The sequence below is a fragment of the Paracoccus liaowanqingii genome (assembly GCF_004683865.2).
GTDB classification, from domain to species: Bacteria; Pseudomonadota; Alphaproteobacteria; order Rhodobacterales; family Rhodobacteraceae; genus Paracoccus; species Paracoccus liaowanqingii.
Genome location: NZ_CP038439.1, coordinates 1,815,424 through 1,831,951 on the forward strand (window position 1 = coordinate 1,815,424; position 16,528 = coordinate 1,831,951).

The following is a 16,528-nucleotide window of genomic DNA, read 5'->3' on the forward strand; positions in this document are numbered from 1 at the left end:
GCGGATGGCGCGCGCCCGGGTGCTTTGGGTCAGGGGACGATCCTCAGGCGGCGGGGGCGAAGGGATCGGGCAGGTCGGCCAGCAGCTTGTCCGGCGTCATCGGGAAGTCGCGCAGCCGCACACCGCAGGCGTTGTAGATCGCGTTGGCGATCGCGCCCGCCGCGCCGCAGATGCCCAGCTCGCCCACGCCCTTGGACTGCAGGGGGGATGCGTCGGCATCGCGCTCCTCCAGCAGGATCACCTCCATCGGCGGGATGTCGGCATGGACCGGCACGTGGTATTCCGCCAGATCGTGGTTCACCAGATGGCCGTCGCGGGTGTCAAAGGACAGCTCCTCGGTCAGCGCGCTGCCGATGCCCCAGACCATGCCGCCGATGCATTGCGACCGCGCGGTCTTGGCGTTCAGCACCCGGCCGAAACCGAAGGCCCCGGTCATGCGCCGCAGCCGAGTCTCGCCGGTGAAGGCATTGACCGCGACCTCGCAGAAGAAGGCGCCATAGGTGGACTGGTTGACCTTCTCCATCAGCTCGCCCGGCTCGATCCTGCCGGTGCGGGTCAGATCCTCGGTCAGCAGGTCGGTGACGGGGCGTGCCTCCACGCCCTCGGCCCAGGCCTTGCCGTCCTGCAGGATCAGGTCGTCCGCGCTGCAGCCAAGCGCCTGCGCCAGGGTCGCGCGGATCGCCTCGCAGGCGTAGAAGACCGCCGATCCGGTCGACGAGGCCCCCCAGCTGCCGCCCGAGCCCGAGCCTGCGGGCAGCAGGCTGTCGCCTAGCTTGACCGTGGTGCGCTCGATGGGCTGGCCCAGCATCTCGGCCGCGATCTGGCCGAAGATCGCATAGCTGCCGGTGCCGATGTCGGTGTGATCCGTCTCGACCACGACATGGCCTTGGGCCGTCAGGGTCACGCGCGCCTCGGCCTTGGCGAGGATGTTGACGCGGGCGGCCGAGGACATGCCCATGCCGATCCACCATTCGCCCTCGCGCCGTGCGCAGGGGGTGGGGCTGCGCTGGTCCCAGCCAAAGGCCGCGGCCCCGGCATCCAGCGACTCGACCAGACGGCGCGAGGAATAGGGCGTGCCCTCTCCCGGGACCGTCTCGGGCAGGTTGCGCTTGCGCAGTTCCACCGGGTCCATGTCCAAGGCGATGGCCAGCTCGTCCATCGCCACCTCCAGCGCCTGCATCCCCACGGCCTCGCCGGGCGCCCGGACGGATCCGGCGGTCAGGCGGGTGATGTCGGACTTGCGCACCGCCAGCAGGCGGTTGTCGCCGGCATAGAGGAATTCCGAGGCCTGCGTGACGGGCTCCGAGAAGGACTCCTCGGGCAGGTTCGACACCAGCGCCTCGTGACCGAAGGCGGTCAGGCGGCCATCGGCCCCGGCGCCAAGACGGATGCGCTGGACGGTTTCCGACCGGCGCATGATCGACTGGAACACCTGCTGGCGGCTCATGACCACGCGCACCGGACGGCCCAGCTCGCGCGCCGCCAGCGAGGCCGCGACGGCCTCGTGCGAGATCCCCAGCTTGGACCCGAACCCGCCGCCGACATAGGGCGACAGGATCCGAACATGTTCGGGATCGATGCCCAGGCTGTCGGCCAGTTCGGCCACGTTGAAGGCGATCATCTGCAAGCTGCCCCACAGGGTCAGGTCGTCCCCGTCCCATTCCGCGATCGCCGCATGCGGCTCCATCGCCGCGCTGGCGTGTCCGGGCGTGGTGAAGTTCGCGTCGATGACATGGGCGGCGTCGCGCAGCGCGGCCTCCAGATCGCCCGCCGTCACCGGCTCCTTGGCCGCCTCGGCGGTCTCGTGCGTCGGCAGGAAGCGGGCCGAGGTCGAGGCATCGTCATAGTCGATGCGCAGCGCCTTGGCGGCGGTGGTGGCCTGCTCGAAGGTCTCGGCCACGACCAGCGCCACGGGCTGCAACGGGTAATCGACGCGCGACGGGTCCTGCAAGGGCGCCTCGCCCGCCGTACCCTGCGCCGGACGGCGCAGCATCTGCGGGGCGGCATAGACGCCCAGCACGCCGGGCATCGCCAGAACCTCGTCCTTGTGGATCGCGGTCGCGCGGCCCGTGCTGATGGTCGCCCCGACCAGCACACCCTCGGCGCAGCCCTCGCGGGCATATTCGGCGGCATAGGTCGCCTGACCGGCCACCTTCAGCCCGCCCTCGGGACGGTCCAGCGGCTTGCCGATCACGCCCTGGCGGGTGCGGTCCAGCATGTCGCGGGTATCGGGGGTGTCATAGGTATCGCTCATGGTCATTCCCCCGTGGCTTCCGCCAGCACGGCCGCAAGGGTGCGGCGCAGCAGCGGGATCTTGAAATCGTTGTGGCCCTGGCCCTGCGCGTCTTCCAAGAGCAGGTCGGCGGCCTTGTCGAACAGCGCGGGCGAGGGACGCTCGCCGGTCAGCAGCGCGTCCACATGGTCGTTCGTCCAGGGCGTATGCGCCACGCCGCCGAAGGCCAGATGGACCGAGGCGATGCGCCCCTCCTCCATCCGCAGCGCCGCGGCGACCGAGACCAGCGCGAAGGCATAGGAGGCCCGGTCGCGCACCTTGCGATAGATCTGCCGTCCGCCCAAGGGCGCGGGCAGGCTGATCGAGGTGATGACCTCGCCCGGCTCCAGATGGTTGTCCTGCTGGGGCGTGTCGCCCGGCAGGCGGTGGAAATGCCGCATCGGGATCTCGCGCGTGCCCTCGGGGCGTTCGGTATGCACGACCGCCTGCAGCGCCGACAGGGCCACGGCCATGTCGCCGGGATAGGTGGCAATGCAGTCGGCCGAGGCGCCCTGGATCGCATGGTTGCGGTTCACGCCGCCGATGGCCGCGCAGCCCGAGCCCGGCTCGCGCTTGTTGCAGGCCGAGCGGTTGTCCATGAAATAGCCGCAGCGCGTGCGCTGGCACAGGTTGCCGCCCATCGTGGCCTTGTTGCGCAGCTGCGGGCTGGCCCCGGCCAGGATGGCGGCGGACAGCAGCGGCCAGTCGCGGCGGATGCGCGGATCGGCGGCGGCGTCCGAATTGCTGACCAGCGCGCCGATGCGCAGGCCCTCGCCCTCGGCGTCGATGGCGTTCAGGCCGATGCGGGTGATGTCCAGCAGCGCCTCGGGCGTCTCGACCTCCAGCTTCATCAGGTCCAGCAGGTTCGTGCCGCCGGCGATCAGGCGGGCGGACTGGCCCACGGCATCGGCGGTGGCCTCGGCCCGGCTATAGTCAAACGCCTTCATTGGGCCACCTCTTCGGCGGCCATCGCCTCGCGGATGGCCGAGACGATGTTGTCATAGGCCCCGCAGCGGCACAGGTTGCCGCTCATCCGTTCGCGGATCTCGGCATCGTCGATGGGGGCGGGCGCGGCGGTGGGATCGTCGCTGACCGCACTGGGCCAGCCCGCGCGGATCTCGTCGATCATGGCGGCGGCGGAACAGATCTGGCCCGGCGTGCAATAGCCGCACTGGAAGCCGTCATGGGCCACGAAGGCCTTCTGCAGGGTCGACAGCGCCTCGGGCGTGCCCAGACCTTCGATGGTGGTGATCTCGTCGCCGTCATGCATGGCGGCCAGGGACAGGCAGGAATTGATCCGGCGACCGTTCACGATGACCGTGCAGGCGCCGCATTGACCGTGGTCGCAGCCCTTCTTGGTGCCGGTCAGGCCCAGGTCGAGACGCAGGAAATCGAGCAGGGTGCGGCGGGGATCGCCTTGGAAGTCTTGGGATTGGCCATTGATGGACAACCTGGCTGCGGGGCGATGTGCCATGGGGGCTCCTTGAACCGCTTGCTGGGTCAGGGGCAACGTGACCCGGCAGACGCGGTTCCCTGACGGGGGGCCTATCTTTCCCCCGTCAGGCCGACGGCGGGGTCACGACACCAGCGCCGTCTGCGCCGCCCGCGCATGGCGCTGCGCGATCATCGCGCAGATCAGAAGCTGCGCCATATGATAGATCAGCACCGGCAGCACCGTGGCCCCCACCGTCTCGAACGGAAACAGCGCCGCCGCGATGGGCAGGCCCGAGGCCAGGCTTTTCGTCGAGCCGCAGAAGAACAGGACCGACCGGTCCTCGGGCGGCAGCTTGCAAAGCCGGCCCAAGCCCCCGATCAGCGCGAAGACCACCACCAGCATCGCCAGCATCACCGCGATCAGCACGATCAGGCTGACGGGCGGGATCTCGGCCCAGAGGCCCGAGACGGTGCCCGCGCTGAAGGCCGAATAGACGATCAGCAGAATCGCGCCCCGGTCCACGACCAACGTCAGCCGCTTGCGGGTGCGCACGAAATGCCCGACCCAGGGGCGCAGGATCTGGCCCAGCACGAAGGGCAGCAGGATCTGCGTGCCGATGCGGATCACCGCGTCCAGGCTGACGCCCCCCTCGCCCGCCTGCTGCAGCAGCGCGACCAGCGCGGGCGTCAGCACCACGCCCACCAGATTGGACAGCGAGGCCGCGCAGATGGCGGCAGGCACGTTGCCCCCCGACATCGACACGAAGGCGATCGAGCTCTGGATCGTCGAGGGCAGGACCGCCAGGAAGACCACCCCCATCGTCACCTGCGGCCCCAGGATCCCGCCGAAGACGGCAGCGAAGCCCAGACCCAAAGCGGGGATGACCAGATAGGTCGATCCGAAGGTCAGCCCCTGCAGCCGCCAGTTCAGCATCCCCGCCTTGACGGAGGCCGGGTCCAGCTTGGCGCCATAGAGGAAGAACAGCAGCGCCACCGCCCAGTAGGTGACCTGCCCCAGCCCCTCGGCCGCGACCCCGCGCGCGGGCAGGACCAGCCCCAGCAGGACCGTGCCCAGCAGCATCAGCATGTAGCTGTCGATCCCGATCCGTCCCAGAAAGCGTCTCATCGTGGTTACCCTTCAGAATCCGATGGCCATGCCATCCTTGCGACTGTCCGATCCGCCCTCCAGCAGGCCGTCCGACATCCGGATCGCCTGCGCGCCGCCCATCGGGCCAGCCAGGCGCTTGATGACATGGCCCCGCGCGGCCAGATCGTCGCAGATGTCCTGCGGCATCGTCGGTTCGACCTGCAGCACGCCCTCGGTCGCGAAGCTGCGCGGCTCGTCCATCGCCGCCTGCAGGGACAGGCCCCGGTCGATCACCGCCGACAGGAAGGCCGCGTGGCCGGTGGCCTGGTACTGCCCGCCCATCACGCCGAAGGGCATGACCGCGCGGCCCCCTTGGGTGACCATGCCGGGGATGATCGTGTGCATGGGCCGCTTGCGGGGCCCGATGGCGTTGGGATGGCCCGGGATCAGCCAGAAGGACGCGCCCCGGCTGTGAAACAGCACTCCGGTCGCGGGATCCAGCCGCCCCGATCCGAAGCCGTGAAAGATCGAGTTGATGAACGAGATCGCGTTGCCCTCGGCATCCACGACGCACAGATAGATGGTGTCCTTGTGCTCGGGCTCGTCCCACAGCACCGGAGGCTGCGCGCGGGCCATGTCGATGCGGCCCCGCAGCGCGGCGATGGCGGGGTCCGACAGCAGCGCCTCGGCCAGGCCGGGGCAGTGGTCGGGATCGCCCAGCAGCGCGTCGCGGTGGTGATAGGCCAGCTTGGTCGCCTCGGCCTCGACATGGATGCGGTCGGCGGGCGACAGGGCAGCCATGTCGAAGCCCTCGAGGATCTTCAGGATCAGCAGCGCCGCCACCCCCTGCCCGTTCGGCGGACATTCATGCACCTCGAAGCCGCGATAGCTGGCGCTGATCGGCGCGACCCATTCGGCGCCCTCGGTGGCCTCGGCGAAATCCCGTTCCGTGTGCAGCCCGCCAAGGGACGCCAGATGCGCGACCATCTGCGCGGCGGTGTCGCCCTGATAAAAGCCCGCCGCACCCTGCGCCGCGATCTCCTCCAGCCGGTCGGCCAGCAGGGGCTGGGCATGACGCGCCCCCGCCGCCGGGGCGGGCAGGAAGACCGCCGCCGCATGGGGATCGCCGCCGATCAGCGCGGCGGCATCGGCCCAGTCCTGCGCCACGCGGGGGGTGACGGGATAGCCGTCCCGGGCATAGCCGATGGCATCGCGGAACAGCCGCGACAGGGGCAGAGATCCCAGATCGGCATGCAGCCGGCACCAGGCCGAGATCGCGCCGGGCACCGTCACGGCATGGGGGCTGGTCTGCGGGATGTGGTCGGTCAGCCCCGCCGCCTGCAGTGCCGCGACGCTGGCGGCGGCAGGGGCGCGGCCCGATCCGTTCAGCGCCCGCACCGCGCCCCCCGCCGGGGCGTAGAGCGCGAAGCAGTCGCCGCCGATCCCGGTCATCAGCGGATCGGCCACCGCCTGCACCGTGCTGGCGGCGATGGCGGCATCGACCGCATTGCCCCCCTCGGCCAGAACCGCCAGGCCCGCCGCACTGGCCAGCGGGTGCGAGGTCGCGATCATGGCACGGGCCCCATAGCTGGGCGCGCGGCGGCCCGACAGGAAATCGAAACGGGTCATGGGCTCTCCGGAGGTGACGGAATCGGTGGTGAGTGTCTGGCGACATGTATACAGGTGAGGACGTCCGGAATACAATTGATGGAAATGCCCATGTCCGCCCCCCGCTCGGCCGATCAGATCCATGCCACGCTGTCCGCGCAGATCGTGGCCGGTGGTCTGCGCCCCGGCGATGCCTTGGCCGAGACGGCGCTGGCCGGGCAGTTCGGCCTGTCGCGGACGCCCGTGCGCGAGGCCCTGCAGCGTCTGGCCGCCGAGGGGCTGGTCGAACGCGGCCCGCGCCGCGCCTTCGCCGTGCGCCGCATGTCCACCGAGGCGCTGCGCCACCTGTTCGAGGCGCTGGCGGAACTGGAAGCCTTGTGCGCCGGCATGGCAGCCCTGCGCATGACCCCCGCCGATCACGCGATGCTGGCCGGGGTGCTGGAGCGCGCCGACGCGCCCGATGCCGATTATGCCGGGCTGAACATGCGCTTTCACCAGATCCTGCGGCAGGGGGCGGGCAATGACGTGCTGGCCGAGGTACTGGAGGATCTGAACCGCCGCAGCCTGCCCTGGCGCAACGCCCAGTTCGAGGCGCGGGCCGAGCGCGTCGACGCCTCGCGCGCCGAACATCGCGCCATTCTGGCGGCCATCACCGCCCGCGATGCGGACGGCGCGGCAGGCGCCATGCGGGCGCATATGGGCGCCGCCCTCGGCGTGATCCTGGAGATGCTGGCGGCGCGGGACTGACCGCCCCGCGCCTATTCGGCAGGCTGGGGCGCCGCTTGCCGCGGACCTGCGGGCTGCGGGTCGGATGCCGCGTCGACGGCATCGCCCCGGCGCCCGATCCGCTCGATCAGCACGTAGATGACCGGCGTCAGCAGCAGCGTCAGGATGAAGGCCAGCGACAGCCCGCCCACGATCACCGCCCCGATGGCGCGGCGGCTTTCGGCCCCCGCGCCCGAGGCCGTGGCCAGCGGCACCGCGCCCAGCACGGTGGCAATGGTGGTCATCAGGACCGGGCGCAGGCGCGTCACCGCCCCTTCCCGCGCGGCCGAGACCAGATCGCGGCCCTCCTCGCGCAGCTGGTTGGCGAATTCGACGATCAGGATGCCGTTCTTGGCCATGATCCCGATCAGCAGGATCATCCCCACCTGCGAGAAGATGTTGACCGAGGCCCCCGTCAGCCACAGCGTCGCCACCGCCCCGGCCAGACCCAGGGGCACGGTCAGCATGATGGTCAGCGGCGTGCGGAAGCTTTCGAACTGCGCGGCCAGCACTAGGAACACGATCATCAGCGCCATGGCGAAGACCGTGGCGACGCCGCCCTGGTTGTCCTGATAGTCGGCGGCCTGTCCGCGCCAGACCAGCAGCGCCCCCGCAGGCAGGTCCACCGCGGCGGCCTCGACGGTGGCGATGGCGCGGGCCAGATCGGTGCCCTCGACCAGATCGGCCTCGGTCTCGACCGAGATCAGGCGGTCGTAGCGGTTGATCTCGGGCACCGTGGCGCCGGTCGCGATCTCGGCGAAGGCCGAGAGCGGGATCAGGTCGCCGCGCGTGTTGCGGATCATCACCGACAGCATGTCCTGCACCGAATCGCGATCCTCGGCGGCGGCCTGCAGGATGACGGGATATTGCCGCCCGTCGCTGCTGTATTCGCCGACCGTGCGCGAGGCGAACAGCACCTGCAGGGTCTGCGCCACCGTCTCGCTGTCCAGCCCCAGGTCCTGCGCGCGGGTGCGATCGATGGACAGCGAGGCGCCCGGCTGGTTGGCGGCATAGTCGACCTCGATCCCCGACAGGCCCGGCGCATCGGCCAGACGGGCGGCCACATCCTCGGCCCACAGGGCGGCGCGTTCCAGATCGGGGCCGCCGATGGACCAGCTGATGCTGCCGCTGCCGCCACCCAGACCCAGGCCCCCGAGGGCCGGATCGAGCTGGACACTTCGGTCAGCGCATCCAGACGCGGGCGCAGGCCGGCGATCACGTCGTCCACGCCGACCTCGCGGTCGTCCCACGGCACCAGCGTCACGAAGATCAGCGACCGGCGCGTGTCACCCCAGATGCCCACGATCGAGGTCGCGTTGTCCACGACCCCCTCCGCGCGCAGCTCGTCCAGCATCGCCTCGACCCGGCGGGTGGCGGCATCGGTATAGTCCAGGTTCGAGCCCTGCGGCGAATTCAGCACGATGCGGAACCCGCCCCGGTCCTCGTCCGGGGTCAGCTGGCGCGGCAGCGCCTGATAGACCGACACGGCGCCCGCGACGGTGAAGACGGTCAGCGCCAGAATGGCCACCGGATGCGCGATCAGATGGCCCAGGACCCGGTCGTAGCCGCGCTCCAGCCAGCCGATCACCCGGTTGACGCTGCGGGTCAGCAGGTTGGGGCGATCCTCGCGCGGCATCACCCGCGCCGCCAGCACCGGCGACAGGGTCAGCGCGACAAAGCCCGACACGGCGACCGCGACGGCCATCACGATGCCGAATTCCGCGAACAGCTGGCCCAGCTCGCCCTCCATGAAGCTGACCGGCAGGAAGACGGCGATCAGCACGGCGGTGGTGGCGATGACGGCAAAGCTGACCTGACCGGCGCCGCGCCGCGCCGCCTCGGCCCGGCTGGCGCCCATCGCGCGGTGGCGCTGGATGTTCTCCAGCACCACGATGGCATCGTCGACGACCAGACCGATGGCCAGGATCAAGGCGAACAAAGTCAGGATGTTGATGGAGAAACCCAGAAACAGCATCACCAGCAGCGAGCCGAGCGCCGAGATGGGAATCGTCACCACCGGCACCAGCGACAGCCGGAACGAGCCGAGGAACAGGAAGATCACGGCGGTGACCAGCACCACGGCTTCGGCAAAGACCTTGATCACCTGCGAGATCGAACTTTCGATGAACACCGCCTCGTCGGTGGTGATGCGCATCTGCATGCCGTCGGGCAGGGTCGGGCGGATGCGGTCCAGCTCCTCGCGCACGGCGGTCGAGATGGCGACGGTGTTCGACTGCGCCTGCGGCTGCACGCCCAGGCCCAGGGCGATCACGCCGTTCGCGCGATAGATGGTGTCGGTCTCCTCGGCACCCTCCTCGATGCGGGCGACATCGGACAGGCGCAGCGGGCGCCCGCCCTCGTCGCGCAGCACGACCTGGCCGAAGACGGCGGCGCTGGTGAAGCGCGTCTGCGCCAGCACCTGCAGCTGCCGGGCGCCGGTCTCGATCTGGCCGGCAGGCAGTTCGACATTGTTGGCCTGCAGGGCCGAGATGATGTCGCCGGTGGTGATGCCATAGGCGGCCATGCGCGACTGATCCAGCCAGATCCGCATGGACGGCGCGCGTTCCCCGAAGATCGAGGCATTGGCCACGCCCGGCAGCCGTGCCAGCCGGTCGGTGATGAAGCGGCTGGCGTAGTCCGACAGCTCCAGCGGCGTCATCGACAGGCTGGACATGCTGATGCGGATGACCGGATCGCCCTCGTCGTCGTTCTTCTCGACGCGCGGCGTGCCCGCCCCGTCCGGCAGGTCGTTCAGCACCCGGTCCACGGCGGCGCGCACGTCGTTGGCGGCGGCGTCGATGTCGCGCGAGGTGTCGAAGGTCAGCCGGGTGCGCATGCCGCCCCGGTCGGAATTCGTCTGCATGGCGGTCACGCCGCTGACGCCGGCAAGGCTGCCCTCGATCACGCTGGCCAGCTGGTTGTCGACGACATCGGGGGCGGCGCCGGTATAGTCGACGCGCACCGTCACCTCGGCCGCCTCGACCGAGGGCAGCTCGCGGACCGGAAGGCGGGTGACGGCGACGGCGCCGATCAGCACGATCAGCAGGTTCATGACCGTGGCGAAGACCGGGCGGCGCAGGGCGAAGTCGGGAAGGCTCATCCGCCCGTCCCCGGCTGCGCGACGGCGGTGCGGTCGACCCGGGGTGTGGCCTCGACGGCGGTGCCGGGCTCGACCCGGTGCAGGTTCGACACGATGATCTGGGTGCCGACCTCGATGCCGCCCAGCACCTCGATCAGCCCGTCGGCCTGCTGGCCCACCTCGATCTCGGCCCAGGCCGCCTGCCCGTCCTGCAGGACCAGCACGCGGTGGACGGGGCCCTCGACGCTGATCGAGGCTTCGGGAACGGCGGGGCGGTCGCCCTGATCCAGGACCAGCTCGACCTGCAGGAACATGCCGCCCGCCAGCGCGCGGTCGGCATTGGGCATCTCGGCCCGCAGCGCGATGGACCGGGTGGCCGCGTCGACCCGCGTGTCGATCAGGCTGAGCCGGGCCTGGAACACCCGGTCGGGCCAGGCCGAGGAGCGCAGCCGCACCTCCTGTTCCTCAGCCAGGCGCGGCAGCAGCTGTTCGGGAACGGCGAAATCGACCTCGATCATGTCCAGGTCGTCCAGCGAGGCGATGGGGGTGCCGCTGTCCAGCATCTGCCCCTCGACCAGATCGGTCAGTCCGATCACGCCCGCGAAGGGCGCGCGCAGGCGGCGGTCGTCCAGCTGGACCTGAGCGCGGTCCCGCTCGGCCTCGGCGCGCAGCAGCGCGGCGCGAGCGGTCTGGAAGGCGGCGTCCGAGGCGTTGCCGGTGCGGTTCAGCTGTTCTTGGCGATCGAAGGCGGCCTCGGCCTCGGCCAGCGTCGCCTCGGCGGCGGCCAGGTCGGCCTGCTGCGCGCGGTCGTCAAGTTCCAGCAGCACGGCGCCCTGCTCGACGCGGGCGCCGGGACGAAATCCGATACGGGTGATGCGGCCGCTGGCCTCGGGCATCAGGTCGACCGCGCGCCGGGCGCGGGCGGTGCCCACGGCGCGGACGCTGTCGACGAATCGCTCCAGCCGCACCGGCACCGTCTCGACCGGGACCGGCGCGCGGACGCCGTCGCCGCCGCGCACCTGCGTGTCGGGGGCGGCCAGAAGCCGGTCGGACAGGGTCAGACCCAGCACACCGGCACCGATGATGACGATGGCCCCGATGACCGCCTTGAGAAAGCGCATGGTCGAAGACCTCCGGTGGGGTGGCGGAAATCGACCCGCGCGGGCTTGCCGAATTCCATGGCTGCGGGCAGATTGCCCGATCGGGCGCGGGCCGCAACTGATAATCCCGTGTGGCCCGACCCTTGCGGCCCCTGTGCCGCGCTGCCGGGCAGCTATGCCCGACCTGTCGAAAGGACCGCCCGTGGGCACGCAAGACGATCTGACCCTGGCCATCGCCGCCGCCCGCGAGGCCGGAGAGGGGCTGCGCGCCGCATGGGCCGACCGCGGCGCGCTCCGGATCGACGCCAAGCGGCAGGGCGACTTCGTGTCGCAGGCCGACCTTGGTGCCGAGGCGCTGCTGCGCGACCGGCTGCTGGGCCCCTCCCCGACCGACGGTTGGCTGGGCGAGGAGACCGAAGCCCGCCCCGGCGCGCGGCGCTGGATCGTCGATCCGCTGGACGGCACCACGAATTTCCTGCGCGGCATCGCGCATTGGGCGGTGTCCATCGCGCTGGAGGAGGACGGGCGGCTGGTGCTGGGCGTCGTCCACGACCCCTTGAAGGACGAGACCTTCAGCGCCCGGATCGGCGGCGGGCTGCATCTGAACGGCGTGCCCCTGACCCCTGCCCCGCCGCCGGGCTTCGATGCGGCGCTTTATGGCACCGGCCTTCCCTTCGGCGACATGCCCCATATCGACGATCATGCCGGCGATCTGACGCGGATCCTGCCGCAATCGGCGGGGGTGCGGCGGATGGGGGCTGCGGCGCTGGATCTGGCCTATGTCGCGGCGGGACGGCTGGACGGGTTCTGGGAACGCCGCCTGCGCCCCTGGGACATCGCCGCGGGCCTTGTGCTGCTGCGAGAGGCGGGTGCCCGGGTCGAGGGCTGGACCCCGGCCGAACGCCCCGAGGACAGCGGCACCGTCATCGCGGCCAGCCCGGCCCTGTTCGACGCCTTCGCCACAGCCCTGCGCGCGCCTGTTCAGGTCAGCCGCGCGTAAAGGTCGCCCGAGCCCCCCTGGGCGTCCAGCCCGCGCAGCCAGTCCCGCGCGGCCTCGGGGCCCCGCCACTCCGCCCAGAGGAACTGCCCCTCCTCGCCCGCGACCGGGTTGAAGCTGTAGCGGCCCAGCCCCTCCAGCCGGTCGATCACCGCCAGCGTGCGGTCGATGAAGGCCGGCAGGTACTCCACCGACAACAGCGGCAGCGGCTGGCCCAGGCCTGCCAGCACGTCCAGTTCGAACCCCTCGACGTCGATCTTGACGAAATCGGGCAGGCCGTGATCGGCGATCAGCCGGTCCATCGTGGTCACCTGCACCTCCTGGCTGCTGTCCCACCGCACATGGCCGAAGCCCGGCTTGGAGGCTGCCTCGCCGGTGAAGCTGGTGCTGAGCGAGGACACCGTGGGATGCAGCGAGGAGACCGACATCCGCGCCACCGTCTCGGACGGGCCCACGGCCTTTTCCACCAGGATGATGTCGCGCGGCAGGCTGCGGCGCAGGAAGCCCGCGAAGGGCTGCTGCGGCTCGCAGGCCACCACGCGGGCGCCCGCAGCCCGCATCGCCCGCGCCCGGCTGCCGACATGGGCGCCGATGTCGAAGGCCAGCGCGCCGGGCGCCAGGATCCCCGCGTAGAAGGCGTGCAGCTGCCGGCGCCGCCACGGATTGTAGTAGATGGCCAGCGACCGGATCAGCCCCAGAGTGGCGCGCAACTGCATGGGGAAACCTCCGTTGAACCCGAACGCAAGACTATGGCATGCCGAGACGCGACGTCCAGATGACAATGAGGTCGCTGCGGGACCATTGAAATCATTGCGACATCGTGCCACGGCCCTGCAACCTTTCAGGAACTGTTACGTGACTGCCAACGTTGGAACATTTACAAAAGTCCAGTTTGTGGGCCGAAGGTTGACCTATGAAAGCATTTCCGCCCGCCTCTCCCATGACCGCCTTGGGCGGGGATCCTCTGGCCCTTCGCTTGTCGGAACGCGTGGCCCGGATGGTCTCGGACCTGCGGCTTGGCCTGCCGGTCGTGCTGACCGGCGCCGAGGGTCCCGCGATGGTCTATCCCGTCGAGACACTCTCCCCCGAACGCTTTGCCGAGCGTGGTGACGACTGCCAGCTGGTCGTGACCTCGCGTCGGGCCGAGGCGCTGCGCCATCGCCCTCACGAGGGCGAGGTGGCGCTGCTGCCCGTGCCGCCCGGCGCCCGTCTGGAATGGATCCAGGCGCTGGCCGATCCCTCGCACGGCATGCCCCCCTCCGGTGCCCTGCCGCAGGCGTCGCAGCGTGCGCCCGACATGCTGCACCGCGCCGCGATCCGGTTGGTCAAGGCGGCCGAGCTGCTGCCCGCCGCACTGGTCGCCACCGGCCCCGACGTCATCGCCACCGCCCTGCGCCATGACCTGTGCATCCTGCCCGCCGCCGATGCGCTGACGCAGCTGCAACTGCCGCGCGATCCGCGCCCGATCTCGAACGCCCGCGTGCCGATGCTGGCGGCGCGCAACGGGCGCCTGCATGTCTTCCGTGCCCCCGATGGCGGGGCCGAGCATTACGTGGTCGAGGTCGGCCAGCCCGACCGCGCCAGCCCCGTGCTGGTTCGCCTGCATTCCGCCTGCTTCACCGGCGACGTGCTGGGGTCGCTGAAATGCGACTGCGGCCCGCAACTGCAGGCCGCCCTGGCCGCGATGGAGGCCGAGGGCGCGGGCATCCTTCTGTATCTGAACCAAGAGGGGCGCGGCATCGGGCTTGCCAACAAGATGCGCGCCTACAGCCTGCAGGATCAGGGCTTGGACACGGTCGAGGCGAACCACCGCCTTGGCTTCGAGGATGACGAGCGCGATTTCCGCACCGGCGCCGCCCTGCTGCGGCAGATGGGGATCGGCCAGGTCCGGCTGATGACCAACAACCCCGCCAAGATCGCCCGGCTGGCCGACGAGGGCATCGTGGTGGCCGAGCGCGTGCCGCTGAAGATCGGGCGCGGCCCCGACAACACCCGCTATCTGGACACCAAGGCCCGCAAGTCCGGGCACTTGCTCGCATGAGCGCCCCCGCCCTGTGGTGCACCGGGCCGGGCGAGGTCCAGACCCGCCCCGGCGCGATGGGCGAGGGCGTGCATGTCCGCACGCTGTTCTCCGGCATCAGCCGGGGGACAGAACGGCTGGTCCTGTCGGGCCGCGTTCCCGCCAGCGAACATGACCGCATGCGCGCGCCCTATCAGGAGGGGGATTTCCCCTTCCCGGTGAAATACGGCTATGCCGCCGTGGGTCTTGTCACCGAGGGCGCGCTGCAGGGGCGGCATGTCTTCGCCCTTCATCCCCACCAGACCGAATTCCGCCTGCCCGAGGCGGCGCTGACCCCGCTGCCGCAGGCGCTGGCCCCTGAACGGGCCGTACTGGCGGCGAACATGGAAACCGCGCTGACCATCCTGTGGGACAGCGGCGCAGGTGCGGGCGACCGGATCGCCGTGATCGGCGGCGGGCTGGTGGGCTTGCTGGTCGCCAGCCTGGCCGCCCGCCTGCCCGGCGCAAATGTCACTGTCATTGATCCGCAGACCGACCGCGCCCCGCTGGCGCAGGCCTTGGGCTGCGCCCATGCCGCACCCGAGGATGCGCCCGAAGATCAGGACGTCGTCATCCACACCAGCGCGACCGAGGCCGGGCTGACCCTGGCCCTGTCGCTGGCCGGGTCGCAGGCCCAGATCACCGAGGCCAGCTGGCATGGCGCGGCCCAGATCGCGCTGCCCCTGGGCGGGGCCTTCCACAGCCGCCGCTTGAAGATCGTCAGCTCTCAGGTGGGGACCATCCCGCCCGACCGCGCGCCCCGCTGGACCTATCGCCGCCGCCTGGCGGTGGCGCTGGACCTGCTGGCGGATGACCGGCTGGACGCGCTGATCTCGGGCGAGAGCGATTTTACCGACCTGCCCGCCGCCTATCCCGGCATCCTCGCCGATCCTGGCACGCTGTGCCACCGTATCCGTTACTGACCTTATCAGGAGTCCCCATGTTCGCCGTCGAAGTCCGAGACCATATCATGATCGCCCATTCCTTCCCCTCGCCCACCTTCGGGCCCGCGCAGGGGATGCACGGCGCGACCTTCACGGTCGACGCCGCCTTCTTCGCCGAAGAGATGGACCATGAGAGCCTGGTCGTCGATATCGGTCTGGCCACCGAGGCGCTGGCCGAGACGCTGGCTCCACTTCGCTACAAGAACCTCGACGAGATCCCTGAATTCGCGGGAAAAATGACCACGACCGAATTCCTGTGCAAGCATATCTTCGACCGGATGGCCGAGAAGGTGCGCGCGGGTGGGCTGTCCGATGGCGGGCGCGTGAAGAAGCTGCGCATCCTTCTGCACGAAAGCCACATGGCCCGCGCCTGGTTCGAGGGGGACCTCTAGTCATGGGCTTTTCCGCCGACTGGCTGGCGCTGCGCGAACCCGCCGACATCGCCGCCCGCGATGCCGGGCTGCTGGCGGGTGCCGTCGCGGCGGCCGGGGCGGATCCGGTGATCCTGGATCTGGGTTGCGGCACGGGATCGACTCTGCGCACGCTGGCCCCGCACCTGCCCGCCCATGCGCGCTGGCATCTGGTCGACAACGACCCTGCCTTGCTGGAGCGGGCCGCGACCGAAGCGCCGGGCCGGGCTGACACCCATGCGCTGGACCTGCGCGATCTGGACGCCCTGCTGTTCGAGGGGGTGACGCTGGTCACCGCCTCGGCGCTGCTGGACCTGATGCCCGCCCCCTGGATCGCGGCGCTGGCCGCGCATCTGGCCAAGGCCGGCCTGCCCTTCTATGGCGCGCTGTCCTATGACGGCGTGATGACCTGGGATCCGGCCTTTCCCGAGGACGCCCAGATCACCCGCGCCTTCAACGACCACCAGCGCGGGGACAAGGGCCTGGGCCCCGCGCTTGGCCCCGATGCCGCCACCCGCGCCGCCGCGATCTTCGCCGCCGCAGGCTTTCGCGTGACCGAGGGCGACAGCCCGTGGCGCCTGGATGCCGACACTGCCCCCCTGCAGCGCGCGCTGCTGGAGGGGATCGCCGGCGCCGCCGCCGAGATGGGCGCGACAGGTGCCGCCGCATGGGGCGACCGCCGCGCCGCCGCTGCCGAGGGCAGCCTGTGCGTCATCGGCCATCGCGATCTGCTGGCGCTGCCCGCGCGGCAGACCTGACCGGACCAGAGAGGA

At 70.7% G+C, this 16,528-nt stretch carries 14 protein-coding genes and 1 pseudogene; 6 read left to right on the forward strand and 9 right to left on the reverse strand.

Annotated features, from left to right (window positions below):
* Positions 1 to 43: 43 nt before the first annotated feature.
* The 5 genes from E4191_RS08815 to E4191_RS08835 form a co-directional block, all read right to left on the reverse strand.
* Positions 44 to 2,260 carry a xanthine dehydrogenase family protein molybdopterin-binding subunit gene (locus E4191_RS08815; protein ID WP_135313085.1) on the reverse strand — a complete coding sequence of 739 codons (2,217 nt, stop codon included), beginning with the start codon at positions 2,258 to 2,260 and terminating at the stop codon, positions 44 to 46.
* Positions 2,257 to 3,219, reverse strand: a complete 963-nt coding sequence (locus E4191_RS08820; RefSeq protein ID WP_135313086.1) for an FAD binding domain-containing protein — start codon at positions 3,217 to 3,219, stop codon at positions 2,257 to 2,259. Before E4191_RS08820 ends, E4191_RS08815 begins: the two co-directional genes overlap by 4 nt.
* On the reverse strand, positions 3,216 to 3,746 hold the full coding sequence (locus E4191_RS08825; RefSeq protein ID WP_135313087.1) for a 2Fe-2S iron-sulfur cluster-binding protein: 531 nt from the start codon (positions 3,744 to 3,746) through the stop codon (positions 3,216 to 3,218). The genes E4191_RS08820 and E4191_RS08825 overlap by 4 nt, the downstream gene beginning before the upstream one ends.
* A gap of 102 nt (positions 3,747 to 3,848) precedes the next feature.
* Positions 3,849 to 4,832, reverse strand: coding sequence for a bile acid:sodium symporter family protein (locus E4191_RS08830; RefSeq protein ID WP_135313088.1), 984 nt, complete (start codon positions 4,830 to 4,832; stop codon positions 3,849 to 3,851).
* A 12-nt stretch (positions 4,833 to 4,844) separates the two neighbouring features.
* Positions 4,845 to 6,422, reverse strand: a complete 1,578-nt coding sequence (locus E4191_RS08835; RefSeq protein ID WP_135313089.1) for a gamma-glutamyltransferase family protein — start codon at positions 6,420 to 6,422, stop codon at positions 4,845 to 4,847.
* Between the two features lie 90 nt (positions 6,423 to 6,512).
* On the opposite strand from E4191_RS08835, the gene E4191_RS08840 reads away from it, so the two are divergent.
* The gene (locus E4191_RS08840; protein WP_176562673.1) at positions 6,513 to 7,148 is read left to right on the forward strand and encodes a GntR family transcriptional regulator; all 636 of its coding nucleotides are present in this window, start codon (positions 6,513 to 6,515) and stop codon (positions 7,146 to 7,148) included.
* Positions 7,149 to 7,159: 11 nt separating this feature from the next.
* Here the strand turns inward: E4191_RS08840 and E4191_RS24550 are convergent, their stop codons facing one another.
* The 3 genes and pseudogenes from E4191_RS24550 to E4191_RS08855 all read right to left on the reverse strand — a co-directional run bounded on the left by E4191_RS24550 (position 7,160) and on the right by E4191_RS08855 (position 11,366).
* Positions 7,160 to 8,416 (reverse strand): efflux RND transporter permease subunit, encoded by a 1,257-nt coding sequence (locus tag E4191_RS24550; RefSeq protein ID WP_135313091.1) that lies wholly within the window; start codon positions 8,414 to 8,416, stop codon positions 7,160 to 7,162.
* Positions 8,392 to 10,266, reverse strand: a pseudogene (locus E4191_RS24555) (efflux RND transporter permease subunit); the annotation flags it as partial. The pseudogene E4191_RS24555 and the gene E4191_RS24550, both read right to left, overlap by 25 nt.
* A complete protein-coding gene (locus E4191_RS08855; protein ID WP_176562674.1) occupies positions 10,263 to 11,366 on the reverse strand; it encodes an efflux RND transporter periplasmic adaptor subunit in 1,104 nt (367 codons plus the stop codon). The gene E4191_RS08855 and the pseudogene E4191_RS24555, both read right to left, overlap by 4 nt.
* Positions 11,367 to 11,547: 181 nt before the next feature.
* Here E4191_RS08855 and E4191_RS08860 point away from each other — a divergent pair, with 181 nt between their 5' ends.
* Complete coding sequence (locus E4191_RS08860; protein ID WP_228461187.1) at positions 11,548 to 12,345, forward strand: inositol monophosphatase family protein; 798 nt, start codon at positions 11,548 to 11,550, stop codon at positions 12,343 to 12,345.
* Here the strand turns inward: E4191_RS08860 and E4191_RS08865 are convergent.
* The gene (locus tag E4191_RS08865; RefSeq protein WP_228461189.1) at positions 12,327 to 13,058 is read right to left on the reverse strand and encodes an FkbM family methyltransferase; all 732 of its coding nucleotides are present in this window, start codon (positions 13,056 to 13,058) and stop codon (positions 12,327 to 12,329) included. The two genes, E4191_RS08860 and E4191_RS08865, sit on opposite strands and share 19 nt — an antisense overlap.
* A gap of 197 nt (positions 13,059 to 13,255) precedes the next feature.
* On the opposite strand from E4191_RS08865, the gene ribA reads away from it, so the two are divergent.
* From ribA to E4191_RS08885, 4 genes are read left to right on the forward strand one after another with little or no spacing between them, the layout of a single operon-like run.
* Complete coding sequence (gene ribA / locus E4191_RS08870; RefSeq protein WP_135313095.1) at positions 13,256 to 14,383, forward strand: GTP cyclohydrolase II; 1,128 nt, start codon at positions 13,256 to 13,258, stop codon at positions 14,381 to 14,383.
* Entirely contained in the window at positions 14,380 to 15,324 is a 945-nt protein-coding gene (locus tag E4191_RS08875) for a zinc-dependent alcohol dehydrogenase (protein ID WP_135313096.1), read from the forward strand. The genes ribA and E4191_RS08875 overlap by 4 nt, the downstream gene beginning before the upstream one ends.
* A 17-nt stretch (positions 15,325 to 15,341) precedes the next feature.
* Positions 15,342 to 15,737, forward strand: coding sequence for a 6-pyruvoyl trahydropterin synthase family protein (locus tag E4191_RS08880; protein WP_135313097.1), 396 nt, complete (start codon positions 15,342 to 15,344; stop codon positions 15,735 to 15,737).
* A 2-nt stretch (positions 15,738 to 15,739) separates the two neighbouring features.
* Positions 15,740 to 16,513 (forward strand): class I SAM-dependent methyltransferase, encoded by a 774-nt coding sequence (locus E4191_RS08885; RefSeq protein ID WP_135313098.1) that lies wholly within the window; start codon positions 15,740 to 15,742, stop codon positions 16,511 to 16,513.
* The last annotated feature ends 15 nt before the right edge of the window (positions 16,514 to 16,528 follow it).